Annotated in this window: 21 protein-coding genes and 1 pseudogene; 14 read left to right on the top strand and 8 right to left on the bottom strand. The window is 66.5% G+C overall.

All coding sequences use genetic code 11. The annotated features are described in order from the left end of the window. Positions 1-66: 66 nt before the first annotated feature. Positions 67-855, top strand: a complete 789-nt coding sequence (locus tag AB7I40_RS22820) for a cytochrome c biogenesis CcdA family protein (protein WP_428347466.1) — start codon at positions 67-69, stop codon at positions 853-855. A gap of 31 nt (positions 856-886) precedes the next feature. On the opposite strand, the gene AB7I40_RS22815 is transcribed toward AB7I40_RS22820, so the two are convergent. The 6 genes from AB7I40_RS22815 to AB7I40_RS22790 all read right to left on the bottom strand — a co-directional run bounded on the left by AB7I40_RS22815 (position 887) and on the right by AB7I40_RS22790 (position 4,644). Continuing rightward, entirely contained in the window at positions 887-1,789 is a 903-nt protein-coding gene (locus AB7I40_RS22815) for a cation diffusion facilitator family transporter (protein WP_428347467.1), read from the bottom strand. Further along, positions 1,789-2,505 carry a cation diffusion facilitator family transporter gene (locus AB7I40_RS22810; RefSeq protein ID WP_428347468.1) on the bottom strand — a complete coding sequence of 239 codons (717 nt, stop codon included), beginning with the start codon at positions 2,503-2,505 and terminating at the stop codon, positions 1,789-1,791. The genes AB7I40_RS22815 and AB7I40_RS22810 overlap by 1 nt, the downstream gene beginning before the upstream one ends. Next, complete coding sequence (locus AB7I40_RS22805) at positions 2,502-2,840, bottom strand: ArsR/SmtB family transcription factor (protein ID WP_428347469.1); 339 nt, start codon at positions 2,838-2,840, stop codon at positions 2,502-2,504. Before AB7I40_RS22805 ends, AB7I40_RS22810 begins: the two co-directional genes overlap by 4 nt. An 83-nt stretch (positions 2,841-2,923) precedes the next feature. After that, the gene (locus AB7I40_RS22800) at positions 2,924-3,373 is read right to left on the bottom strand and encodes a DUF4307 domain-containing protein (protein ID WP_428347470.1); all 450 of its coding nucleotides are present in this window, start codon (positions 3,371-3,373) and stop codon (positions 2,924-2,926) included. Between the two features lie 351 nt (positions 3,374-3,724). Next, on the bottom strand, positions 3,725-4,315 hold the full coding sequence (locus tag AB7I40_RS22795; RefSeq protein WP_428347471.1) for a TlpA family protein disulfide reductase: 591 nt from the start codon (positions 4,313-4,315) through the stop codon (positions 3,725-3,727). A gap of 65 nt (positions 4,316-4,380) precedes the next feature. Further along, entirely contained in the window at positions 4,381-4,644 is a 264-nt protein-coding gene (locus AB7I40_RS22790) for an SHOCT domain-containing protein (protein WP_428347487.1), read from the bottom strand. A 148-nt stretch (positions 4,645-4,792) separates the two neighbouring features. Between AB7I40_RS22790 and AB7I40_RS22785 the strand changes: the two genes are divergently transcribed. The 6 genes from AB7I40_RS22785 (at position 4,793) to AB7I40_RS22760 (ending at position 12,968) form a co-directional block, all read left to right on the top strand. Further along, positions 4,793-5,572, top strand: a complete 780-nt coding sequence (locus tag AB7I40_RS22785) for a response regulator transcription factor (RefSeq protein ID WP_428347472.1) — start codon at positions 4,793-4,795, stop codon at positions 5,570-5,572. Continuing rightward, positions 5,569-6,681 carry a sensor histidine kinase gene (locus tag AB7I40_RS22780; protein ID WP_428347473.1) on the top strand — a complete coding sequence of 371 codons (1,113 nt, stop codon included), beginning with the start codon at positions 5,569-5,571 and terminating at the stop codon, positions 6,679-6,681. Before AB7I40_RS22785 ends, AB7I40_RS22780 begins: the two co-directional genes overlap by 4 nt. Positions 6,682-6,812: 131 nt before the next feature. Further along, a complete protein-coding gene (locus tag AB7I40_RS22775; protein ID WP_428347474.1) occupies positions 6,813-7,382 on the top strand; it encodes a DUF305 domain-containing protein in 570 nt (189 codons plus the stop codon). Between the two features lie 31 nt (positions 7,383-7,413). Further along, positions 7,414-8,892 carry a multicopper oxidase family protein gene (locus AB7I40_RS22770; RefSeq protein WP_428348135.1) on the top strand — a complete coding sequence of 493 codons (1,479 nt, stop codon included), beginning with the start codon at positions 7,414-7,416 and terminating at the stop codon, positions 8,890-8,892. Between the two features lie 256 nt (positions 8,893-9,148). After that, on the top strand, positions 9,149-11,491 hold the full coding sequence (locus AB7I40_RS22765) for a heavy metal translocating P-type ATPase (protein WP_428347476.1): 2,343 nt from the start codon (positions 9,149-9,151) through the stop codon (positions 11,489-11,491). Positions 11,492-11,573: 82 nt separating this feature from the next. After that, positions 11,574-12,968, top strand: coding sequence for a DF family (seleno)protein (locus AB7I40_RS22760; RefSeq protein ID WP_428347477.1), 1,395 nt, complete (start codon positions 11,574-11,576; stop codon positions 12,966-12,968). A 59-nt stretch (positions 12,969-13,027) separates the two neighbouring features. Here the strand turns inward: AB7I40_RS22760 and AB7I40_RS22755 are convergent, their stop codons facing one another. Then, positions 13,028-14,305, bottom strand: coding sequence for an MFS transporter (locus AB7I40_RS22755; protein ID WP_428347478.1), 1,278 nt, complete (start codon positions 14,303-14,305; stop codon positions 13,028-13,030). A gap of 117 nt (positions 14,306-14,422) precedes the next feature. Next, positions 14,423-15,046: a rhodanese-like domain-containing protein gene (locus tag AB7I40_RS22750; protein ID WP_428347479.1), complete on the bottom strand. Its 624-nt coding sequence runs from the start codon at positions 15,044-15,046 to the stop codon at positions 14,423-14,425. Positions 15,047-15,739: 693 nt separating this feature from the next. Here AB7I40_RS22750 and AB7I40_RS22745 point away from each other — a divergent pair. The 7 genes and pseudogenes from AB7I40_RS22745 (at position 15,740) to AB7I40_RS22715 (ending at position 23,896) form a co-directional block, all read left to right on the top strand. Further along, positions 15,740-16,132, top strand: a complete 393-nt coding sequence (locus AB7I40_RS22745; protein WP_428347480.1) for an ArsR/SmtB family transcription factor — start codon at positions 15,740-15,742, stop codon at positions 16,130-16,132. Next, positions 16,129-18,093, top strand: a complete 1,965-nt coding sequence (locus AB7I40_RS22740) for a heavy metal translocating P-type ATPase (RefSeq protein WP_428347481.1) — start codon at positions 16,129-16,131, stop codon at positions 18,091-18,093. Before AB7I40_RS22745 ends, AB7I40_RS22740 begins: the two co-directional genes overlap by 4 nt. After that, a complete protein-coding gene (gene lspA / locus AB7I40_RS22735; RefSeq protein WP_428347482.1) occupies positions 18,090-18,611 on the top strand; it encodes a signal peptidase II in 522 nt (173 codons plus the stop codon). The genes AB7I40_RS22740 and lspA overlap by 4 nt, the downstream gene beginning before the upstream one ends. Continuing rightward, positions 18,605-19,203 (top strand): annotated as a pseudogene (locus AB7I40_RS22730) (cadmium resistance transporter). Before lspA ends, AB7I40_RS22730 begins: the two are co-directional and overlap by 7 nt. A gap of 67 nt (positions 19,204-19,270) precedes the next feature. After that, the gene (locus AB7I40_RS22725) at positions 19,271-20,095 is read left to right on the top strand and encodes an undecaprenyl-diphosphate phosphatase (protein WP_428347483.1); all 825 of its coding nucleotides are present in this window, start codon (positions 19,271-19,273) and stop codon (positions 20,093-20,095) included. A 1,923-nt stretch (positions 20,096-22,018) separates the two neighbouring features. Continuing rightward, positions 22,019-23,158 carry an ATP-binding protein gene (locus tag AB7I40_RS22720; protein ID WP_428347484.1) on the top strand — a complete coding sequence of 380 codons (1,140 nt, stop codon included), beginning with the start codon at positions 22,019-22,021 and terminating at the stop codon, positions 23,156-23,158. Positions 23,159-23,179: 21 nt separating this feature from the next. Continuing rightward, the gene (locus AB7I40_RS22715) at positions 23,180-23,896 is read left to right on the top strand and encodes an ArdC family protein (protein WP_428347485.1); all 717 of its coding nucleotides are present in this window, start codon (positions 23,180-23,182) and stop codon (positions 23,894-23,896) included. The last annotated feature ends 85 nt before the right edge of the window (positions 23,897-23,981 follow it).

Here is a 23,981-nt window from a genome sequence, read left to right as displayed (position 1 = left end):
TCCAAGTGTGTCCTATGCTGCATAGTAGACCTCGGGTCCGAGGCTGAGGCGACTGAGAGACCACCGATGAACCTGGCCCTGTCCGCGACGGATCTCGTGCTGTCCGGGCCCATCATGCTCGCCGTGCTGGTTGCGGTGGCAGCGGGAGTGGTCTCCTTCTTCTCCCCGTGCTCGTTGCCCTTGGTGCCTGGCTATCTTTCGTACGTCGCCGGGATCTCCGGTCTCGAGAGCGGGACCCGCGCCCAGTCGACGGACACTATCGCTGCTCCTAGGTCGCGCACCCTGGTGGGCGCCGCCCTGTTTGTGGCCGGTTTCGCCGCCGTGTTCACCAGCTATGGCGCCCTCTTCGGTGCGTTCGGCGCGCTGCTGATCACCCACCAAGACATGCTGATCCGGGTTCTCGGCGTCGTCACGATCCTTCTTGGCCTGATGTTCACCGGGTTGCTCTGGCGGATCCCGCTGGCCGGGCGAGTGTTTCGACCGGCGTACCAGCCACGCGCCGGACTGGTCGGCGCACCGCTGGTCGGGATCATGTTCGGGCTCGGGTGGACGCCCTGCATCGGTCCCGCGCTTGCAGCAGTGCTCACCTTGGCCACCAGCAGCGGCGGGGCCGGCCGAGGCGCCCTCCTCTCCCTCGCCTACAGCGCCGGGCTCGGGATTCCTTTCCTAGTCGCCGCTCTGTCGATCGACAGGGCCATGGTCTCGTTCGGCTGGGCCCGACGCCACGCCAGGACCGTGATGCTGACCGGCGGGTGCATGCTGATCGCACTCGGGCTCCTCCAGGTCAGCGGGCTGTGGCTAGACGTCATCTCGCGCATGCAAGGCGTGATTTCCGGCTGGCAGACACCACTTTGATCGCCCGAGTGGCGTCTGTTCAGGATCAGGTTCACCAGGACATCTCGCGACAGTCGACAGCATCGGATTCGACCTGCAAGGTCGCATGGTCGATGCCGAACTGGCGGGCCATGACTTCTCGCGCGGCCGCCAGGACCTCATCAGAGTCTGACTGTGGGCCGGCCACCAAGTGCGCCGTCGCGACGTTCATGCCGGATGTCAGCGTCCACAGATGGAGGTCGTGCACCTGGGTCACCCCGCGGACGGCAGCGAGGGCCGCCTCGACGTCCGCCGGGTCCATCCCGCTCGGCGCGTGCTGGCCCAGGACCGTCAACACCTCGCGACCGAGCAGCACCGCCCGAACCGCGACGAAGACGGCGATCGCCAGGGCGATGGCCGTGTCCCAGAAGGCATCCCCGGTGCGGGCGACGAGGAAGCCCGCAACAATCACGCCGACCGAGCCGACGGTGTCTGCCACGACCTCGAGGTAGGCGCCCTTGACATTGAGACTCTCCGAGGCGCCACCCCGGAGCAGGAAGAGAGCAATCACGTTGATCAGCAGGCCGATGGCGCCGACGATCATCATCGCCCCGGTCTGCACCTCCACGGACTCGCCGATCCGGCCGATCGCCTCGATCGTGACGTAGGCCGCCGCTCCGAGCATGAGCAGCACAGTGAGACCGGAGGCGAACACCTCTGCCCGATAGGACCCGAAGGTGCGGCGACCCGTTGTGTCTGGTCGCGTCGCGATCCTCGTCGCGGCCAGAGCCGCACCCAGCGCGACGACATCGGCGGCCATATGGCCGGCGTCCGACAGCAGGGCAAGTGAGCCGGACCAGAGCCCGAACCCGAGCTCGACACCGAAGTACGACGCCACAAGCCCGAACGCGAGTGCGAGGCGCCAACGGTGCTTGCCTCCGGCGTGACCTCCGCCGTGGCTGTGTCCTGATCCCATCAGAGCACCTTCAACTGGTTATCGGGGCCGGTTGTGAAGCCCGCTGGTTCACAGCAACCGTCACTGCAGGCAGTGTCGTCGCTCGTGGAGGTCGGCGCGCAGCAGCCCTCGCCCTGCCAGGCCTGCCAGCCCTCCCGAAGTGCCACAGCGGCAATCACCAGGCCAGCAAAAGGGTCCGCCCAGGACCATCCGAGCCAGGCGTTGAGCAACAGCCCCACCAGCAGCACCGCGGACAAGTAGGTGCACAGCAAGGTCTGGGTGCCGTCTGCCTGCACAGCTTGCGAACCCAGCTCCGTGCCCGTACGTCGCTGGGCCCACGACAGGAACGGCATCACCACCAAGGAGGCCATGGCAAGGCCGATGCCCACCCGAGACACCTCGGGCGAGACTCCGGTCATCAGGGCACGCACTGACTCGAAGCCGACGTACGCCGCCAGGACGAAGAAAGACACGGCCAGCAGACGCAGCGCCCGCCGCTCGCGAGACTCCGGAAGAGGATGCCGGAACTGCCACAGGATGATCAGCCCGCTGCTCACCTCGACGGTGGAGTCCAGCCCAAAACCGACCAGGGCCACCGACCCAGCGGCGACGCCGGCACTGATCGCCACCACAGCCTCGAGCACGTTGTAGGTCACGGACGAGGCCGCCAACAATTGCGCGCGTCGACTCAGCACCGCTCGACGAGCAGGGTCACGAACCCAGGCAGCGTCACTCATTTCGAGGCTCCGAGCCCGGTCGTGGAGCAAAGCGTCACGGCGTCACCCGTGGCGGCGAGCAGTTCTTCGGTTGCACCGAGCACCTTGAGGACCAGGTCCCGCTCGGTGAGGGCAAACATCGAGGAGCGTGCCACCGGACGGGAGGAGACCAGCCCACAGTCGCGCAAACAGGCGAGGTGCTTGGACACCGTCGACTGGGCCAGACCCAGGTGATCCACCAGGTCGACGACACGGTGTTCGCCCATGGTCAGGTGTCGCAGGATCGTCAGCCGGGCTGGATCTCCGAGCGCCCGGTAGAGGCAGGCCGCCGGAGCAAGAGAGTCGCGCTCGCTCACCTCGGAAGTCACAGGATTCGCTAATATCGCCATCTGGCGATGATATTCAGTTCGGGGCCCTGAGCACAATTCCTCGAAGACAGTCATCGGGGTCGCGGCTGCCCGTCTGCCGTGCAGCCGACCAGTTCCACCGAGGTTGCCTCGCGCTCGGTGCGGACCGATTTGGTGAGGTCGACCCGCTTGGGATCGGAGCCGTCCAGCGTGAAGTTCAGCTCGCCGACCGTCGTGTGGTCCTCGGCATAGGCGCGGAGCAGACAGTTGGCCACGACCCCTGAATTTCGGCGGGTCACCGTCAACGTCGCAGTCGCTCGATGGTCGTCAACAATCTCGTACGCCGTGAGTCCCGACTGCGCCAAGGGACGTCCGTGGAAGCCCGTCACCCAGATCAACCAAGCGACGCCCGAGACACCCGCAAGGACAGCGAGGATGACAATCAGCGCCTGCCCCCTCGGCCTCCCATTGCCGTAGCGGCCGGAAAGGTCACTCGTCGAGGTGGACGCACCTTGAGCGCTGGACCACTGACCTGCGGGCACCGCTCATCACCTCGACCCATTTGTCCGGCGGGCAGCCCGCGACCGACACACATCTACTAGGTTTGATAGTAGTCCTACGCTCATCGGACCTACTAGCGCCGGGCTCGCAGGACCACATAGCCAAGTGCCACTCCAAAACCGGCCACGATCGACCCCAGCGTCGCCAGCGCACTTGAGGGGTCAGGGTTGCCAAGGACGCCTTCGCCTTGCAGGGCCCACAGTGAGCCGACAGAGATAAGCAGCATTGCGCACACCACACCGGCGATTTTGCGCCTCACAAGTGGGCCGTCCGCGCTAGGGCGCGAAAGAGTCCACGACGTCCGTGCTGAGCCCCGCCGAACCGGTTGCCAGTCATTCGTCCATCTCCGCAATCAGGTCGCGGAGGGTGATGGCGTCGGCTTTGCCTACCCAGCGGGCGCGGATTAATCCGTCGGCATCCACGAGAAGTGTTGATGGGACCGAGTCCACAGCGACAGTGCCACGTATTTCGTCGAGCACTCGTCCGTCACTGTCATCCAGGCTGGGATCAACCAGCCCGGCCCTGCGCTGGAAAGTTCGGCCATCCGACGGCCGGTCTCGAACGTCGATACCGACAAACCGAACGCCCAGCGGTTTGGTCTCCCTCTTGAGTGCCGCGAGGTCCAGTGCTTCAGCCCGGCAGGCCTCGCACGAGGAGCTCCAAATGCTGAGAACGACCACGTGACCCCCGAACTCCTCCAGCGATAGCCGTCGGCCGGAGAGGGTTCGGCCCGTGATGGCTGGCAGTTCGATGCCTTCGCTTCCCAGGAACACGGTGAGGCCGGGTCCGGTGGCGGTGCTCTCCGATTCGGAGGCGCCGGTTTGGATCTGATTCGCCTGCCAGACAACAACGCCTACCAGGCCAGCGGCTATCGCGAGAGCCGTCATGACGCGCAGGACCCTGGCGCGGTCGCTCGCGATCACCCGTCACCCCATCTACTATGTTGAATAGTTGATACTAGTGCATGGGTTTGGTGCCGCTCAAAGACCTAGAGTTTGATCCCAAGCAAGACCGCTTTGCGAGCCTCGTACTCGTCCTGCTCGATCTCACCACGGGCAAACCGCTCGTCGAGGATGTCCACCGGTCTACGGTGGGTCGGCGGGGCTTCCCGACTACTGTCTCGACCGCCGCGAGCACCTCGGAAGAGAATGATGCCGACGGCGATCACGCCTCCCCAGAACAGGCTCATCATCAGGATCATCGCGATCCAACCGCCAGCCCCGATACCTCCGTTGTCGTACCAATCCATCATCGTGCTCAACTCCCTCATTGCTTGTTGTCTCCACCGTGTCCCCGGGACCGTGGGTGTGCGGTCGTGGTTGTGTGAAGGTTCACTGAAGAATGGGAGAGCTGCCGCGCAGCGGCCAGTTGCGCCTGCTGATCGCTGGCAGCATGAGCCCATGTCGAACCCCAGTTCTCCGAAGACCGCAGACCACGTCGCCGGGGCGACGGCGCCCCAACTGCGACCGTCATCAGGCTTGCGGGCCCTGGTGGTGGAGGACGAGATCTCCTTGGCGGCACTGATTGGCAGCTACTTCGAACGGGACGGATTCGAGACCTCAATCAGCCACGACGGCCTGCAAGCAGTGGCGCTCGCCCGCGACGTGGATCCCGACGTCGTCATCCTCGACCTCGGGCTGCCCAGCCTGGACGGCGTCGAGGTGTGTCGCCAACTGCGGACCTTCTCCGATGCGTACGTCGTGATGCTCACCGCACGCAGCGACGAGATCGACACGCTGATCGGCCTCTCCGTCGGCGCCGACGACTACCTGACAAAGCCGTTCAGTCCCCGCGAACTCATGGCCCGAGTGCAGGCGATGCTGCGGCGACCGAGACAGTCGAGAGGGCTGACCCCAGCCGGGGAGCCCGTGGTCGGGTTGCGATCGTTTGGTGCGCTCAGCATCGACACGGTTGGACGCGACGTCTGGCTTGACGGGGAGCCTGTCGCGCTCACCCGCACTGAGTTCGACCTCCTCGCGGCGTTGTCGGGACGGCCACGCATGGCCTTCAGCCGGCGGCGGCTCATCGAGGAGGTCTGGGGTCCCTCCTGGGTAGGCGACGAGCACCTGGTCGACGTCCACATTGGCCACCTACGCCGCAAGTTGTCCGACGATGCGGCGGACAGCCTGTACATCCGCACGGTGCGTGGAGTCGGCTACCGGATGGGGACAGTCCAATGAGGGCACGCTGGCCGGGCTGGTCGGGCTTCGCCCCGCGGCTACTCGCCGCGCAGGCCATGGTCCTCATGGCTGGGGCCGTCACGACGTGGATCGTGGCGTCGCTCGTGGGGCCGAGCATCTTCCGCGACCACCTGCACCGCGCCGGGGTCTCGCACACCTCAACAGAAACCCAACATGTCGAGGAGGCCTTCTCCTCTGCGCTGCTGATCTCGATCTCCGTCGCACTCCTGGCCGCAACCACTGCCGCCCTGGGGGTCACCTGGTACTTCACCCGAAGGGTGAAACGCTCCATCGCCCAGGTCGCCTTGGCGGCCTCGGAAGTGGCTGCTGGGCGCTTCGACGACCGAGTCGCCGACCCCGGTCTCGGCAACGAGTTCGCCACCCTTGCCGAGAGCTACAACTCCCTGGCCCAGCGACTGGGAAACGTCGAGGCGACTCGGCGACGCATGCTGGCCGACCTCGCGCACGAGATGCGGACGCCCCTCGCAACCGTGGACGCACACCTCGAAGCCGTCGAGGACGGCATCCGCAGTCTCGACAAGGACACCCTCAGCGTGATCCGGCAGAGCACCCGCAGACTCAACCGGCTCGCCGAGGACATCGCAGCGGTCTCCCAAGCCGAGGAAGGCACACTCGACATCCACCGCGAACTGGTCGAGGCACGCGTGCTGGCCACTAACGCAGCCGAAGCGGCCCAGGATCGATTCACCGCGAAAGGGGTCAAGCTCGAGACTGACCTCGCGGCCGGGAACCCCGTGCTCGCGGATCCCGAGCGCATCGGCCAGGTCCTCGGAAACCTGCTCGACAACGCACTTCGACACACCCCAGCCAGCGCCACCGTGAGCCTCACGTGCCGTCGCCACGACCGATGGGTCGAGTTCGCGATAGCCGATGCCGGAGTGGGCATCGCCCCCGAGCATCTGGCCCACGTGTTTGACAGGTTTTACCGCGTCGACACCGCGCGGGACCGAAACAGTGGCGGCTCCGGAATCGGGCTGAGCATAAGCAGGGCAATCGTCGAAGCGCACGGTGGGACCCTGCGTGCCACCAGTGCCGGACCTGGCAGGGGCGCCGCGTTCACCGTGCGGCTGGCACTGGCCAACCAGTAGCAATGCGCATCCGGCCCTGCACCGGATCGGACCTTCAGCAAATCTTCACACGAACTCCGCCGGATGCCCGGAGGAGGCACACCAGGCTGCTTGTTGCACAACGATTCGACCACCCCTCAGGAGACAGTTCCATGAAGAAGGCGTTCAGCCTCGCGTTGCTCAGTGCAGCCATCCTCTCCCTCACCGCCTGCGGCACCGACAGTTCCAGTAGCGCCGAGGGCACCACGGATACCCAGAACCAGCAAGACGTCACTTTTGCGACCGAGATGATTCCTCATCACCAGCAGGCGGTGCAGATGGCTGAATTGGCCCAGAGCCAAGCCGCATCGACAGCGGTCAAGGACCTTGCCGATCAGATCCAAGCGGCCCAGGGTCCCGAGATCGACACCATGACTGGATGGCTGAAGGCCTGGGGCGAAGACGTCCCGGACCCCTCGATGGGCGGCATGGACATGGGGGAATCCGAGAGCATGCCAGGGATGATGTCGGATCAGGCAATGAACGACCTGTCGGCCGCCAGCGGGGAAACCTTCGATCGGATGTGGCTCGAATCGATGATCGCGCATCACGAAGGCGCCGTGGAGATGGCCGCCACCGAGATTGCCGACGGCAGCGATGCCGGCGCCATCTCGCTTGCACGGACGATCAAAGCAGCACAGAAGGCCGAGATCGCCACCATGAAGAAGCTGCTGGCGTCCTAATCTGCAACGACCAGATCCCTCGGAGGAAGCCATGCACGAGATCTCCCGACGCGTAGTTCTCCTCGGCGGTATGACGGTCAGCGCCACTGTCGCACTGCCTGCGTGCTCGGGAACATCAAGAACCAAGGCTCCAACCTTCGCCACCGCGGCACGGCTACGGCCGATCGCGGGACAACGGGTGGTCGAGCGCAGTGTGAGGGCCAAGGCGACGTCGCTGGACCTCGGCGGCACCACGGTCGAGACCTGGGCTTTCGGCGATACCGCACCGGGGCCGTTGATTCGGGCCACAGCCGGGGACTTGTTGCGAATTCGAGTGGAGAACGAACTCCCGGCGGACACTTCCGTGCATTGGCACGGCATTGCCTTGCGCAACGTCGCGGACGGGGTCCCCGGCCTCACCCAGGCTCCGATCGCGGCTGGATCGTCGTACCTCTATGAGTTCATCGCACCGGACCCGGGAACCTACTTCTACCACCCCCATGTCGGCGTCCAGCTCGACCGCGGCCTCTACGCGCCGTTGATCATCGACGACCCCCACGAACCCGGCGACTATGACCTGGAGTGGGTGGTGGTCCTGGACGACTGGGTCGATGGCACAGGCCGCACCCCCGACGACGTCTTGGCGGATCTCACTGGCTCATCCGGAGACAGCTCGGATTCCAACAGCTCGGATTCCATGGGCGGCATGGACATGGGAACCATGTCGATGGGCGGCGCCCCACCCTTCGGCGACGCCGGCGACGTCACCTACCCCCACTACCTGATCAACGGCCGCCTTCCAGCCGCTCCCGACGTCCTCCGGGGAAAGCCCGGGCAGCGGGTCCGGCTCCGCATCATCAACGCGGGAGCGGACACGATCTTCACCGTCGCACTGGGCGAGCACCGCCTCACCATCACCCACACCGACGGGTTCCCGGTGCAACCCCAAGACACCGGAGCCTTCTACATCGGAATGGGCGAGCGGTACGACGCCCTCGTCACTCTCGGTGACGGCGTGTTCCCGCTCGTGGCGGCGCCATATGGCAAGGAGGGCCAGGCCAGGGCACTGATCCGCACCAGCTCCGGTGCCGCACCAGACGCGGCAGTCCATCCCGCGGAACTCGACGGACCCATCCTCGAAGGCGCCGACCTCCAGCCGTCTGACGCTTCACGGCTGACCGCCCGGGAGCCGGACTCGAGCCACGCTGTCCATCTGAGCGGCCAGATGATGCCGTACCAGTGGGCCATCAACGGAGCCCCCTACGGCAAGAACGATCCACTCATGATCAACGAGGGAGACCGGGTGCGCCTGGCGATGATGAACATGACGCAGATGACCCACCCGATGCACGTCCACGGACACACGTTCGCTTTGCCCAGTGGGCTCCGCAAGGACACCGTCCTCGTCAAGCCGAAGTCCTCGCTGGCAGTTGATGTCCAAGCCGACAACCCAGGCGACTGGATGACGCATTGCCACAACATTTACCACGCCGAGGCGGGAATGATGATCGCCCTGAAATACCGGAAGTGACCCGAGTTCGACGACCGCTTGCCACCACCACTGGAGATCCCATGGAGATTGTCATAGCCGGCCTGATCGGGCTGCCGCTCGCTGCGTTGGTGATCGGCGCCCTTTCGGGCCGCGTAAGGGTCACGTCGTGCTGCGCCACAGCCGACCCGTCCCGGGACCTGCGGATGCGGGCCGCCTTCGAAGACGATCGGCCAGCTGCAGACTAGGCGGGACTTTGGACTCTTGCTTGCATACCCCCCAGGGGTATGCTGACGCCATGAACAGTGACACCGAAGGTCGGCTAGTGAACCCAGCAACAGAGCTCGTGAAGGACCCCGTCTGCGGCATGGGCGTCGACAGCGCCACGGCTGATCACTTAGTCGACCACGAGGGCTCGACGTACTACTTCTGCTCGGCGCACTGCCAAACGATGTTCCAGGCTAGCCCGGATGGGTTCCTCAACCCGTCGACTGGTCAGGTCGCTCCCGTGGCTGCCAACGACGGAGCGGTGGAATATACCTGCCCGATGCACCCGGAGATCCGTCAAGCAGGACCGGGTGCTTGTCCGATCTGCGGAATGGCCCTTGAACCCGTCATGGTGACGGCCGACAGCGGTCCAAGCCCCGAACTGTCGGACATGAGCCGCCGGTTCTGGATCGCGCTGGCCCTCTCGATCCCGGTGGTGGTCCTGGAGATGGGTGGACACCTCTTCCCGGCACTGGAGAACGTCGTCAGCCCGACGGCCTCGACCTGGATCCAGTTCGTCCTGGCCACTCCGGTCGTGTTGTGGGCCGGTTGGCCGTTCTTCACCCGTGGCTGGGTCTCGGTGCGGACGATGCAGCTCAACATGTTCACCCTGATCGGGATCGGCACCGGTGTCGCGTGGCTCTACAGCGTGGTTGCCACGCTCGCCCCGGGTGCGTTCCCTGAGGCGTTTCGTAGCATGGGCGGCACCGTGGACGTGTATTTCGAGGCCGCTGCCGTCATCACTGTCCTGGTGCTGCTCGGTCAGGTCCTGGAGTTGAGGGCCCGCGAGCAGACCTCTGGGGCGATCAAGGCGCTGCTGGACCTGACTCCGAAGACCGCGCACCGCATCACCTCCGAGGGCGAGGAGGAGGTCACCCTGGACCTGGTGCAGATCGGGGACCGGCTACGCGTCCGCCCCGGTGAGAAGGTTCCGGTCGACGGCTCGGTTGAGGACGGCCGGTCGTCGTTGGACGAATCCCTGGTCACCGGGGAGTCCATGCCGGTCACCAAGACCAGCGGCGACACCGTCATCGGCGGGACGCTGAACCAGACCGGCTCGATCGTGGTCCGCGCCGACCGGATCGGGCGCGACACGATGCTGGCCCGCATCGTCCAGATGGTCGCCGAAGCACAACGCTCACGGGCACCGATCCAGCGGATGGCAGATCGGGTCGCGGCCTGGTTCGTGCCCGCCGTACTCGCTGTCGCCGTGGTCGCGTTTATCGTCTGGGCCTCCGTCGGGCCCGACCCTCGTCTGTCACATGCCCTCATTGCGGCGGTCGCAGTGCTGATCATCGCTTGTCCCTGCGCCTTGGGCCTGGCCACTCCGATGTCGATCATGGTGGGAGTCGGGCGAGGTGCCGGGCTCGGCGTCCTGATCAAGAACGCCGAAGCCCTCGAGCTCATGGAGAAGGTCGACACCTTGGTGGTCGACAAGACGGGAACCCTCACTGAGGGGCGGCCCTCGGTCACCCGGATCGTCGCAGGCACGGGATTCGACCGCGACAATCTCCTGAGACTCGCGGCCGGCGTCGAACGGGCCTCGGAGCACCCCCTTGGCAGGGCAGTCGTGGAAGCAGCAGAAAGCGCCGGTGTCACCATCCCGGATGTCATCGACTTCGACTCCCCCACCGGGAAGGGAGCTCTCGGCACGGTCGATGGCAAGCAGGTCGTACTCGGAAGCGCCGGGTTCCTGCTCAGCCACGGGATGGACACGGCTCCCCTGACGGCAAAGGCCGACGAACTGCGGGCCGACGGTGCCACCGCCATCTTCATCGGCGTCGATGACGCGGTTGCTGGCATCTTCGCCGTCGCTGACCCGGTCAAAGCCACCACCGCCGACGCCCTCGCAGCCCTTCGGGCCGAAGGGATCGAGGTGGTGATGCTGACCGGCGACAACCGGGTCACCGCCGAAGCCGTGGGACGCCGTCTCGGCATCGCCCGGATCGAGGCCGAGGTGCTCCCCGACCACAAGAGTGACATCGTCAAGCAGCTCCGCGAGGAGGGACGGGTGGTCGCCATGGCCGGCGACGGCGTGAACGACGCCCCAGCCCTGGCCGCTGCCGATGTGGGGCTCGCGATGAGCTCCGGGACCGACGTGGCGATGGAGAGCGCCGGCGTAACGCTTCTCCGAGGTGACCTCACCGGCATCGTGCGAGCCCGCAAGCTCTCGCAGGCCACCATGTCCAACATCCGGCAGAACCTGGTGTTCGCCTTCGTCTACAACGTGGCCGGCATCCCCGTCGCCGCCGGTGTCCTGTACCCCACTTTCGGGCTCCTGCTCTCCCCGATCATCGCTGCGGCTGCCATGGCAATGTCGTCGGTCAGCGTGATCACCAACGCACTGCGACTGCGGACGCAGAAGCTCGGATGAGAGTCCCGCGGACCAGGCACACCTGTGTCCCCTGCCGATGTTTGGGCAGATACTTGCCTCACGGACAGAGCAGGAGCCCAATGTGACGGCACCAGACCACCCAGGCAGCAGCGCCGAGTTCGCCACGGCATTGTTCGCGGCGTTGGTGGCTGGCACCCGTGAGGCGTTCACGGCTCTGCTCACCGACGACGTGCACTGGGGCGGTGAACACGGTGGCAATCAGTGCACCAGCCGGGCCGAGGCCGGCGACCACTATGACGGCCTGCTTGCCGCTGGCGTGACCATCACCCGCACCGAGATCCACCCCGATCTTCGCGACGGCCCTGACGGGCCGGACAGCAACACTCTGCTCGTCCGACTGAAGGTCGACGCACCGGACCCCGACGACTTCCCGGCCGAGCTGACGGTCCGGCTCACCCTGCGGAAAGGTTTGATCGCCGACATCCGCGAACTCGACCCACCGCCCAGCATCGAGCTGCTCTTCTTCGACGGCTGTCCCCACCATGAGACCTTCCTGCCCCACCTACGCCAACTCCTCGGCGAGTACGCAGTGGCGATCCCGATCACCCTGGTTCGCATCGACAGCGAGGACGACGCTCGCGCCAGGCGATTCCTAGGCTCACCCTCGCTACGGGTCAACGGCCACGACGTCGACCTCACCGCTGCCGGGCGCAACTCCGATGCCAACTACGGCCTGCAATGTCGCCTCTACTCCACCCCGAACGGGACCACGGGCACCCCACCGGACCAATGGATCCTCGACGCCCTCATCGAGAACCCCACTCATGAGGCAGCCATCACCGCCGTCCGTGGCGGCGAACTGTCAACTCTGACTGAACTCCTGGACGCGAATCCCGGACTCGCCGCAGCCCGCCTCGCCCGCCACGAAAGTCGCACACTCCTGCACATCGCCACCGACTGGCCCGGCCACTACCCGGGTGTCGCTGCCACCATCGCTGCGCTCGTCGCGGCCGGGGCCGACCCCAACGCAGCCAGCCTCGGTGACCACGCCGAGACTCCTTTGCACTGGGCCGCCAGCAGCGGCGACCTTGACGCCATCAACGCCCTGCTCGACGCGGGCGCCGACCTCAACGCGACCGGGGCCGTCATCGCCGGCGGCACCCCGATGGCCGACGCCACCGCGTTCGGACAGTGGGAGGCCGCCCGCCTGCTCCTCGACCGCGGCGCCTCCACGAACCTGTTCGAAGCCGCAGCCCTCGGCCTGGTGTCGCGCGTTATTAGACTGCTGGGCAACGGCAACCACACCCTCGACGGCATCACCAGCAGCTTCTGGGGAGCCTGCCACGGCGGACAGCTCGACACCGCAATCATCCTGCTCGACCACGGAGCCGACCTCAACTGGGTCGGCTACGACGAACTCACCCCACTCGATGCCGCCCGACGCGCTGAAGCCCCCGACCTCATTGACTGGTTGGAACACCGGGGTGCCCGAACGGCCGCTGAGCGTCCGACGTGAGCCGGATTGGACCATTCGGCGTTCCGAAATGACGGGTGGCGGACTCCCGTCCGCGCAACTCAAACTGGTGCTTGGCGTCGAGTTTCGTACATGCGGATGGCGACGAGCAGGCCTGAGGCGGCGGTGAGCGCGGCGACGGTCCAGACGGCAGCGCGGACCCCCCACAGGTCGGCAACCACTCCGGAGAGGACGGCTCCGACCGCGAAACCGCCGTCGCGCCAGAGCCGGTAGATCCCGACCGACCTGGCCCGCCAGGCGGGGTGCGCGACGTCGCCGATCGCGGCCAGCAAGGTCGGGTAGACCATGGCGGTCCCTGCCCCGAGGAGCACCGCGGCCAGCGCCCAGAGGCCGAACGTGCCCCCCGCGGCGACGACGCCGAGCGCCACGGCTTGGGTGAGCATGCCGCGGACGATCAGGTGTTTGCGACCGATCCGGTCTGAGAGTGCCCCGGTGCCGAGCTGGCCAAGCCCCCACACGGCGGGATAGAGCGCGGCCAGGATGCCGAACTTCCCCAGGCTGGGTCCTGCGGTGGCGAACAGCAACGGGAACAGCCCCCAGGCGAGGCCGTCGTTGAGGTTGTTGACAATGCCGGCCTGGCAGGAAGCGGACATCGCTGGCTCACGGAAGCTGGTCTGCACGAACACCTCGCGCTGGGTCAGTTGCGCGTGCAGGTGCTCATCACTGCCGTCAGAGCGCGCGACGTGGCTGCGGGCCTCGGCCTCGGCGTGGCCCCGGGTCTCGCGAACGAGCAACGTGGACAGACCGAGTCCGAGCGCAGCGAAGGCGATTCCGAGGTAGAAAAGTTCGGGATGGAGTCCGCTCTGGGCGGCGATGAAGCCCGTGGCCAGCGCAGTGACCGCGACGGCAGCGTAGCCGGCGGCTTCGTTGAGGCCCATCGCGAAGCCACGTCGGTGCGGGCCGACCATGTCGATCTTCATCATGACGGTCGTGGACCAGGTCAGGCCCTGGCTGATGCCGAGCAACAGGTTGGCGACGATGACCCACCACCAGGTTGGGGCCCAGATCAACAGAAGGGGAACGGGTACGGCGACCAGCCACCCCGCGATGAGCGCTGGTTTGCGGCCGTAGCGGTTCGACCAGGTGCCGGCCAGGTAGTTGGTAGCTGCCTTGGCGAGGCCGAACGCGAGGATGTAGGTCATCCCGGCGGTGTAGGCGTTGAGGTGGAACTCCTGTTCTGCCAGCAGCGGCAGGACGGTGCGTTCCTGGCCGAGCATTCCGCCGACCATGGCGTTGACCGCGACCAGCAGGGAGAACTGTGCGAGGTTGGCGCGCAGCCCCAGCTGCACGGGTGGGTCCTTGGTCTCGGCGTTCGTCATGCGTCGGTCTCCAGGGTGGCGCCATGCGTGGTAGCCCAGTCCTGCGGCCCACCGAGGAGCACCGCCACCTTGGCTCGGCTCGCTCGTTCGAGGAGGCTGGCTGCGGTCATCGCACGCTCACCGTGGCCGCACATCCACCGTGACTGGTCCCCCTCGCAGTGACGGGGCGGCGGCGGAGAGGTCGCCGAGCTCGATGTGCCCGGCTCCCGGCACGTGCCCGCCGGTGAACTCCGATGCCTGACGGATGTCGAGCACCTGGTCGTCGGACATCGCGGCCGGAGTCCTCAATTCGGTGGAAGTTGTCGGGAGGTCCTGGGCCGCCCACGCGGACAGTCCTCCGGTGAGCTCGCCAGCCAGATCGTCGTACCCGACCTTGGCCGCCTGCGCGAGGATCTCGACGGGGTCCTGGTCGGGGTTGCGCACGACGACCACGGGACAGTCCAGTGGGGCGAGCCAGCCGAGCCAGGTGGCGAAGGCCTCTCGCAGCGGGATCGAGAGCGCTCCGGGCAGGTGTGCCGCGGCGTATTCGGCGATGGGCCGTACGTCGATGAGGGTGGCGCCGTCGGCCACGAGCCGCTGTACCTGCTCGACGGTCAACCCACCCAGGCGCAGGGGTTCGGGAAGGAGGGTGGGTCCGCGGCGGTTGATCTCACCGAGCCGTCGGAAGTACTTGTAGCCGTGAGTGATGAAGACCTGTGCCGCTGTCGTACCCGGCGACCCATTGTTCGTAGGTCTCGCCATCGAGGTCAGGAGCTTGCAGCACAGCCGGGCTCACTACGTGCCTCACACCGACCACGAAACGAGCGGCGACGCCGGACCCCTGGGTCAGGTAGTAGTCGTCAGCGCGGGAATGATCGGCCTCAACGTACGCGCGTGCAGCAGCTGCGGAACCGCGGTAGAACTTCATCCCGCCATGCACACGACCACCTCAAATCCGGACCGGACGAGGTGGCAGCAACTGCCAACGACGTCCAACAACGACCCTGAAAATCGATCGTGGGCCGCCCGTTTCCGGGCGACCATCTCCGTCCTTCGTAGGATGCGTGCCGCTTGCTTGGAAGGTGACGAATGCCAGTCAGGGGCGGAGATTTCGAAGAACTTCAGCCGGCATGAACGGCGGTTCTTGGTAGGCGTTGGTTGGTGAAATCGAGTCCTCAGGGCCATATCGCGTCGGACGGCACCTCGGTCGAGCCAGCGGCAGCCGAGGTCGAGGCCTTTGAGTAACGCAGTGATCGTGCAGCTCGAAGTCCGCTGACGCTGGTGCCACTCATTGTCCCCATGCACGGGTCGGAGGCGCCAGGACCTTCCGCGATGCTGCGTGGTCTCGTTCGGCCAGAACGGGTTTCGAACTTGTCGTCAGCGTCGGCCTTGCCATAGGCATTGGCTCCGCGCCAGGGCCTCTTTGGAGGCAACGCAATGCGATATCATCGGAACATGCCGATAACAACGACCGTTGGTGATGATCCTGGTTTGCGCCGCGGAGCAGCTCTCTTCCACGGCCTTGCAGACCGCACCCGGTTGGCGATCGTACGCCAGTTGGCCGAGGCCGAGCTGCGCGTGGTGGACCTGACCAGAAACCTCGGTCTCGCCCAGGGCACTGTTTCGGGTCACCTGGCCTGCCTGCGCGAGTGCGGTCTTGTTGTCGGCCGCCCAGAAGGCCGCCAGATGTTCTATGGACTTGCGCATCCCGAGTTGTTCGACCTGCTGAGCAGCGCCGAGCAGTTGCTTGCCCTCACCGGCGACGCGGTCGAGCTGTGTCCCAATTACGGCGACCCCGTCGATTCCGACACCTCCATCTCCCCGACGAAACAGGAACACGCGCGATGAGCAACGCCTGCGGCTGCGGCCACGACGAACCAAGCACCGACGACGACGTGGAGGAGCAGGAGCCCGAGCGGTTGTGGGAGGTCAGCGAGCTGCGTTTCGCCGCGGCTGCTGGGGTGTTGCTGCTCGCAGGGTTCCTCACGGGACTCAACGAGGGCCCCGACCGCGTGGCCTCGGGCTTGTACGCCGTGGCCCTTGCCCTGGGTGCCTGGACCTTCGTCCCCAGCACTTTGCGTCGGTTGGTCAAGGGCAAGATCGGTGTCGGCACGCTGATGACCATCGCCGCGGTCGGCGCGGTGATTCTCGGCGAGGTCGCCGAGGCCGCGGCGCTCGCGTTCCTGTACTCGATCAGCGAGGGGCTGGAGGAGTACGCCGTTGCCCGAACCCGCCGCGGTCTCCGTGCGCTGCTGTCACTGGTCCCGGCCGAGGCTACTGTCCTCCGCGACGGCGCTCAGGTCACCGTGGCTCCGGTCGACCTTGTCGTCGGCGACCTGATGCTTGTCCGGCCCGGCGAGCGGCTGGCCACCGACGGCGAGATCCGCTCCGGCCGGACCGCCCTAGACGTGTCCGCGCTCACGGGCGAATCGGTCCCGGTCGAGGTCAGCGTCGGCGCCACTGCCTTTGCAGGCTCTATCAACGGCAACGGAGTCCTCGAGGTCGAGGTCACCACCACCGCCGAGGACAACTCGCTGGCCCGGATCGTCAACATCGTCGAGGCCGAACAGTCCCGCAAGGGCGACGCACAGCGGCTCGCGGACCGCATCGCCAAGCCCTTGGTCCCCGGGATCATGGTCCTCGCCGCCGGGATCGCCATCGCCGGCAGTCTTCTTGGTGACCCCGCCACCTGGATCGAACGGGCCCTGGTCGTCCTGGTCGCCGCCTCCCCGTGTGCGCTGGCGATCGCGGTGCCGGTCACCGTGGTTGCCTCGATCGGTGCCGCGAGCCGCATCGGCGCCCTGGTCAAGGGCGGTGCTGCCTTGGAGGCACTGGGCCGGATTCGGAGTGTCGCCCTGGACAAGACGGGGACCCTGACCCGCAACCAGCCTGCCGTGGTCGACGTCGCCACCGCTTCTGGCCACAATCGGGAGCAGGTCCTCGACATTGCGGCCGCCCTGGAGTCCCGCAGCGAGCACCCGCTGGCTCGTGCCATCCTCGCCGCTGTACCGGGGCACCCTGATGCCGAGGGCGTCGAGGCTGTCACCGGCGCGGGCCTGACGGGAACCGTTGACGGCCGGCAGGCTCGCCTTGGCCGACCGGGTTGGATCGACGCGGTCGGGCTCGCTGAGCAGGTCACCGTGATGCAGGAGGCTGGCGCCACGGCGGTGCTTGTCGAGTACGACGGGGTTGTGATCGGTGCCGTGGCGGTCCGCGACGACCTGCGCCCCGAAGCACCCGAGGTGGTCGCTCGGCTCCGTGCCGACGGCTACCGGGTCGCCATGCTGACCGGCGACAACGAGCGCACGGCGACCGCGCTGGCCGCCCTGGCCGGGATCACTGATGTCCACGCCGATCTGCGCCCCGAGGACAAGTCGGAGATCATCCGCCGGCTGCGTGAGAGCGCACCGACGGCGATGGTCGGTGACGGTGTCAACGATGCCCCGGCGCTGGCGACCGCGGATGTGGGCATCGCGATGGGTGTGATGGGCAGCGACGTGGCCATCGAGACGGCTGATGTTGCCCTGATGGGCGAGGACCTGCGCCACCTGCCGCAGACCCTGGCCCATGCGCGTCGTGCGCGGTTGATCATGCTGCAGAACGTTGGCCTCTCTCTTGGCCTCATCACCGTCTTGATCCCGCTTGCAGCGCTGGGCGTCCTCGGGCTGGCCGCGGTGGTCCTGGTGCACGAACTGGCCGAGATCGTCGTGATCGGCAACGGCGTCCGGGCTGGACGGACGTCAGGGGCGCTCGCGAACATTGCTACCGCATCGACGGTCGAGCCCGCTGACACGGGGGTCACAGCGTGAGACCGGCCACCAGCGTGGCGACCGAGCTCGCGGCGGCTCGCCGACGGCGCTGGCTGGTCGGGCTGGCGGCTGGGCTCACCGGCATGTGTCTGGCGGTCAAGGCGATTGCGGATCAGACCCTGGGTGCGCATCCGGTCGACCTGGGTCCGATGGACCTGCGCCTTGCGTTCAACCCTGGCGTTGCGTTCAGCTTCGGCGACCGGTTGCCGAGCGCCGTCATCGTGGCATTGACCGGCGCGATCACGCTCGGCGTGCTCGTCTTCGCGTGGAGCAACGCGCGAACACTGACCTCGTTGAGTGTGGTGGGATTCGCCGCTGTGCTCGCCGGCGCCCTCTCCAATCTCCTCGATCGGGCCACTGATGGTGTGGTCACCGACTACTTCCACACCGGGTGGTATCCCACCTTCAACCTCCCCGACGTCCTCATCACCATCGGCGTCGGCCTGATCCTGATCAGCGCACTCCGGCACGGCAACGACGGCAACGCGGAAGAGGCTAGACAGAGTGCGGCGTGCTGACCACCATCGCGACGGCGATCGGCCTCTTCGTGGCCACCAACCTTGATGACGTTGTCGTGCTGACGTCGCTCTTCGTCGCTTCCACCCGCGGAGGCATCCGGGGCCGGTCGGTGGTGGCGGGCCAATACATCGGTTTCATCGCGCTCGTGGGTCTCAGCGCGATCGCGGCTCTGGGTCTCACGATCGTGCCCGTCGAGTGGGTGGGACTGCTCGGCCTCATCCCGATGGCGATCGGTGTCCACGCACTGATCCGCACTCTCCGCCACGGGGGAGGCGACGACGCGGCAGAGTCAGCCCTGAGAGCGGGTGGGCTCCTCGGCGTCGCCGGGATCACGTTTGCCAACGGCGGCGACAACATCGCCATCTACACCCGGTTTTCCGCACCATGTCAGGTCCGCAAGCCGCCACCACCATCATCGTCTTTTTGGTACTGGTGGCGATCTGGTGCGGCATCGGCGGCGTCGTCGGAACCCATCACACCGTCGTGGAGGGCCTGGAGAAGCTCGAGGGCTGGCTCGTCCCGGCTGTCTTCATCGGACTCGGCCTCTACATCCTGATCGACTCCGCGACGCTCCCTCACCTGCTGCCCTGACCGCGCTCACTGCCAGCCGCACCTCGTGGGCAACAAGACCCGCACCCAACACGAAGGATCCCGTCGCATGTCCTGGTTCACCGCTGCTGTCCTCGGACTGGTGCAAGGTCTCACCGAATTCCTCCCGATCTCGTCCTCGGCGCACCTTCGCATCGTCGCCGCGCTCGCCGGGTGGAGCGATCCAGGTGCGGCCTTCACGGCGGTCACGCAACTCGGCACAGAAACGGCAGTGCTGATCTACTTCCGCAAGGACATCTCCGCGATTGCGACCACCTGGATCCGATCGTTGCGCAACACCGGTCTCCGATCCGATCCCCACGCGCGGCTCGGGTGGTTCATCATTCTGGGAACCCTCCCGATCGGCCTGCTGGGCCTCGCCCTGCAGGACCCGATCGAGACCGCATTCCGCGACTTGCGCATCCTCGCCGTCACCCTCATCGTGTTCGGGCTCATCCTCGGACTCGCCGACCGTGTTGCCAGCAACCGCATCCCGCTCGATCAGCTCAGGTCCAAAGACGCCATCGCGATGGGCTTCGCCCAGGCTCTCGCGCTGATTCCCGGAGTGTCACGCTCCGGGGGCACCATCAGTGCCGGACTGCTCCTGGGCTATCGCCGCGAGGATGCAGCGCGGTTCTCCTTCCTCCTGGCTGGCCCCGCAGTCTTGGCCTCCGGAGCCCTCGAGCTCACCAAGATAGGCTCTGCGACCGCTCCTCCTTGGGGCCCTACCATCCTGGCCACCGTCATCGCTTTTGTGGTCGGCTATCTGATCATCGCGTGGTTCCTGCACTACATCAGCCACCACAACTTCACGGTCTTCGTCGTCTACCGGATCGCGCTCGGCGCGGCCATCCTCGCCCTGGTCGGAACCGGTGTCATGCACCCGGGGAGCTGACCGGTGCGCGGTAGGATCGCGGATGTGAGCCGAAGCGTTCTCCAGCGGATTCACAACCCGCGAAACCGTCAGTGCGGTTGCGATCCGGACTGCTGGTGCCGTCGCACGACTCCCCGTCGGGCGGTGAAGTGGTGGCTACCTGCCCGCCTGGTCGGCCTACGGCATAAGAACGACGCCCTGGCCGACTGGAAACGCGGACAGGATCACGGCAGGCCCGGCCACGTCAGGGGATCCGGAACGTGATCACGAGCGCGCTCGGTTGCTCAAAGTTGGGCGCGACCCTCGTGAGGAGGGCTACTCACCAGGAGTGAGTGTGCGAAGGTCCAGCGAGCACCTGCGTGCGTGGCAAAAACGTGGCAGAAGAAGCAGCCGCGACCAATCGCACACAGCGTCCGCTAACACGTTTGTGCAGGTCAGCCCCACAATGCCAACAAGGTCCATCAAGGGCAACTGAGCGTGCCGCGCTTCCCCTGGCACGACTGGCGGTTCGCCTGGCGCTCCCGCCAGGCACCTCGCTGTCCGTGCGGTGGACAGTGGCGGCCCATGCTGGGTGGCCTCGCACTCGCGCTGGCCACTCAGGCCGGTTCGATCATGAGGCTCGCGTTCGGAGGAGAACGCACCGGTGTAGCGGCCGAGGCCTCGCGAGGTCACCTCAGCGGAACACCGTGGCCGCTCAAGGCCGGCCTGGACGTCGTACTACTTGCGGGAGCCGCGCTTTCGTTCGCGTTGACCGCGCGGAACGGCTTTCAGGTCGTCCTTGCTCCCGAAGGAATCCCGCAGACCCAGGTCAACTACCCGGCGCTGGCAGACCCAAACTGGCGTGGCCAGGTCTGGCCCCCTCGTCTGGCGCATCACCTCGTGGGCCACGGGGAAGCGGACGGGCCGGTGGTCGTTCAGCCGCGCCGGTGGCGCTCCCGAGCTTGAGGCCGCTGCGCTACGCGCTCGCAGGCGGACTCATAGACAGTCGAGCAAACAGTGTCAACGCTCATATCGGGGCCTTTCTGGGTTGGGGTCACGCCATCGTGCGGCTAGTGCCCTGCCGACGACCTGACTGCCCCCGTCCACGCCGTGCGAGCTGAACGGTCTAGCGCCGGTGCGGTGATGACCGCACACCTCTTGGGTGACCAATCCAGTCAGGAGCAGGAGGGTCTCGATGCCAAGGTTCCAGGACCCAGTTCGGGAGGCGGCACAAGCACGGGAAGCGTTGCGTTGCCTCGCGCACTCCACCCGGGCCATCGACGACCCGCGGCAGATCTACTCAGTGCTGGGATCGTTGTCTGCCGGCGGATCATCATTGGAGCAGTCCCTGCCTCAGCTTGCGGCCTTCCACGACGGAGCGGCCCAAACAAGGACGTGGACCACCGATGTAGACGTAGCCAGTCGGGCTGCCGCCCATAAGGTTTCGTGGGAGCTGCACCGGGCAGGCGAGGAACTTCGACAGGTTTCTGCGCCCCTCGAGCACGCCCACGAGGTCGCAGCATCGATCGCCTACGTCCGGCAGGACTCCGCGCTCGCCGCCGCAACCCCGCCTACAACCCGAAACCCAGGTGTCTCGTTGTGACCGGCAGGGGTGAGGGGCGTCTGTACAGCGCAGTGCTGGTTTCCCCTGGCCGGGAGCGGCGCAGGGAGCGCAAACTACGTACACGGGCCGCCAAGGGACTGCTGGCCGCCGACCGCGCTGAATCCAAGTCCGCCGCGAACGCGAAGTCTGCCGCCCTCGTCGCGGAGCGAAAGGCGACGACCATCCTTCCTCGGTCGGGCGAGCGCGGACCATCCGCGTTACGCACCCCAGGAAGACTTCGAATTCCTCGCCATCAGGACACCTCTGCGACGTTGGCTGGTGCGTACCCATTTCTGGCAGAGGGTGGGCTTGGGAGTGAGGGCGTTTTCGTCGGGCAGGACCTCTACTCGGGGAGCTCTTTCGTGTACGACCCGTGGGTGCTCTACCAGCGAGGTCTGATCACCGCGCCGAACCTCGTGCTTGCCGGCATCGTCGGCTCGGGTAAGTCTGCGTTGGCCAAGAGCCTCTACACCCGCTCGATTCCCTTCGGTCGTCGTGTCTACGTGCCGGGTGATCCGAAGGGTGAGCACACCGCGGTTGCCGAGGCCGTGGGCGGGAAGGCCATCGCTCTCGGGCATGGGATGAGCAACCGGCTGAACCCTCTGGACGAGGGCCACCGTCCCAGCGGGCTGGAAGACGCCGAGTGGTTGGCGCAGGTCAGTTCGCGTCGCCGAGAGTTGGTTGGCGCGCTTGCCGAGACGGTGCTGGACCGTCGGCTGACCCCGCTGGAACACACTGCGATCGACGTCGCCCTGATCGGTGCGGTCCGCTCGAGTGAGGTGCCGGTGCTGCCGATGGTGGTCGATCGACTGCTCACGCCCGACATTGCCGAAGACCCGGACGGTCGTCTGGCTCAGGACGGGCGGCTCGCCGGCCACGCGCTTCGACGCCTCGTCGCCGGCGACCTGGCGGGTCTGTTCGACGGTCCGTCGACGGTGCGGTTCGACCCCACCTTGCCGATGGTCTCCCTTGACCTGTCACGGGTGACCGAGAACGCAATGCTGGTCTCGGTCCTGATGACCTGTGCGTCGGCGTGGATGGAATCCGCGCTGCTCGACCCCAACGGTGGTCAGCGGTGGGTTGTCTACGACGAGGCGTGGCGTCTCATGTCGCACCCCGCGCTACTGCGGAGGATGGACGCTCACTGGCGACTCGCGCGGCACTACGGCATCGCGAACATGCTGATCTTCCACAAGCTCTCTGATCTCGACAATGTCGGCGACCAGGGGTCAGCCATGCGCGCTCTCGCATCCTCGCTGCTGTCGAACGCTGAGACCCGGGTGGTCTACCGGCAGGAATCCGACCAGCTCGGAACCACAGCCACCGCCCTCGGCCTCACCGGCACCGAGCAGTCACTGCTCCCCACGCTCGGCACCGGGCAGGGGCTGTGGCGGATCAAGAACAGGAGCTTCGTTGTTCAACATCAGCTACACCCAGCCGAGCTGGAGTTGTTCGACACTTCGGCCCGGTTCATCGGTGGCAATCGCGCACCTGGCGTCTGAGACGACAGGAGCTGATCCCCGATGAGACAGCAACCGCAGAGCCGGGCGGCTCGTGATGCGAAGCTCGATGCGATTCAAGAGCAACTGACCAAATCGGTGGCTGCGTTGGTGAGCGGTGATGATTGGCGCCGGGCATTGGAGTTCGCGGCTCGCTTCCGGTCTCGGTCCTTCAACAACACGATGCTCATCCACGTCCAGCACTACGCGGCGTACGAGGCGGGGCGGGTGCCCGATCCGGTGCCGACGTACGTCGCCGGGTTCAAGCAGTGGCTTAGCCTGAACCGACAGGTCATGAAAGGCCAGTCCGGCTACGCGATCCTCGCCCCGGTGACTGGCCGCTACGCCACCAAGACCCCCGAGAATCCCGAGTCATGGCGGCGGCTGGGACGTGGAGAGAAACCCCAGTGGGGAGAAGTGGTCCGATCCCGGCTGGTGGGGCTGCGACCGGCCCATGTCTGGGACATCTCCCAGACCGACGGCGACCCGGTCCCCGAACGCCCCCTGCCCACACTGCTCCAGGGCCAGGCACCCGTTGGGCTGTGGGACGGCCTGGCCGCCCGGGTCCAGGCGTGCGGGTTCACCCTCAAGCAGGTGCCGGACGCCGCCTCGATCTATGGGGCGAACGGGATCACCGACTACCTGACCCGCGAAGTATCGGTGCGTACCGACATGGACGCTGCCGCACAGGTCAAGACCCTCGCCCACGAGCTATTGACCGCACCAACTGGAGTGCCCTGAGCCGTCCCCCGGCTGTCCGTGCAGCTACGACTCGCCGGTCATTGTCGATGTCCACCGCTGCCGAGGCTGTGCGTGCTCCCGTTTC

Source organism: Nocardioides sp., from assembly GCF_050246775.1.
In the GTDB taxonomy this organism is placed as follows: domain Bacteria; phylum Actinomycetota; class Actinomycetes; order Propionibacteriales; family Nocardioidaceae; genus Nocardioides.
The sequence above is the reverse complement of the archived record's forward strand: the minus strand, read 5'-3'. Positions and strand labels throughout refer to the sequence as shown.

Bases quoted from the DNA above. Each gene is read 5' to 3' on its own strand.
- AB7I40_RS22775 (WP_428347474.1), top strand. From the start codon at position 6,813: ATGAAGAAGGCGTTCAGCCTCGCGTTGCTCAGTGCAGCCATCCTCTCC.
- AB7I40_RS22785 (WP_428347472.1), top strand. From the start codon at position 4,793: ATGTCGAACCCCAGTTCTCCGAAGACCGCAGACCACGTCGCCGGGGCG.
- AB7I40_RS22810 (WP_428347468.1), bottom strand. From the start codon at position 2,505: ATGAGTGACGCTGCCTGGGTTCGTGACCCTGCTCGTCGAGCGGTGCTG.
- AB7I40_RS22790 (WP_428347487.1), bottom strand. From the start codon at position 4,644: ATGATGGATTGGTACGACAACGGAGGTATCGGGGCTGGCGGTTGGATC.
- AB7I40_RS22755 (WP_428347478.1), bottom strand. From the start codon at position 14,305: ATGACGAACGCCGAGACCAAGGACCCACCCGTGCAGCTGGGGCTGCGC.
- AB7I40_RS22770 (WP_428348135.1), top strand. From the start codon at position 7,414: ATGCACGAGATCTCCCGACGCGTAGTTCTCCTCGGCGGTATGACGGTC.
- AB7I40_RS22740 (WP_428347481.1), top strand. From the start codon at position 16,129: ATGAGCAACGCCTGCGGCTGCGGCCACGACGAACCAAGCACCGACGAC.
- AB7I40_RS22815 (WP_428347467.1), bottom strand. From the start codon at position 1,789: ATGGGATCAGGACACAGCCACGGCGGAGGTCACGCCGGAGGCAAGCAC.
- AB7I40_RS22725 (WP_428347483.1), top strand. From the start codon at position 19,271: ATGTCCTGGTTCACCGCTGCTGTCCTCGGACTGGTGCAAGGTCTCACC.
- AB7I40_RS22780 (WP_428347473.1), top strand. From the start codon at position 5,569: ATGAGGGCACGCTGGCCGGGCTGGTCGGGCTTCGCCCCGCGGCTACTC.
- AB7I40_RS22715 (WP_428347485.1), top strand. From the start codon at position 23,180: ATGAGACAGCAACCGCAGAGCCGGGCGGCTCGTGATGCGAAGCTCGAT.
- AB7I40_RS22750 (WP_428347479.1), bottom strand. From the start codon at position 15,046: ATGGCGAGACCTACGAACAATGGGTCGCCGGGTACGACAGCGGCACAG.
- AB7I40_RS22745 (WP_428347480.1), top strand. From the start codon at position 15,740: ATGCCGATAACAACGACCGTTGGTGATGATCCTGGTTTGCGCCGCGGA.
- AB7I40_RS22820 (WP_428347466.1), top strand. From the start codon at position 67: ATGAACCTGGCCCTGTCCGCGACGGATCTCGTGCTGTCCGGGCCCATC.
- AB7I40_RS22765 (WP_428347476.1), top strand. From the start codon at position 9,149: ATGAACAGTGACACCGAAGGTCGGCTAGTGAACCCAGCAACAGAGCTC.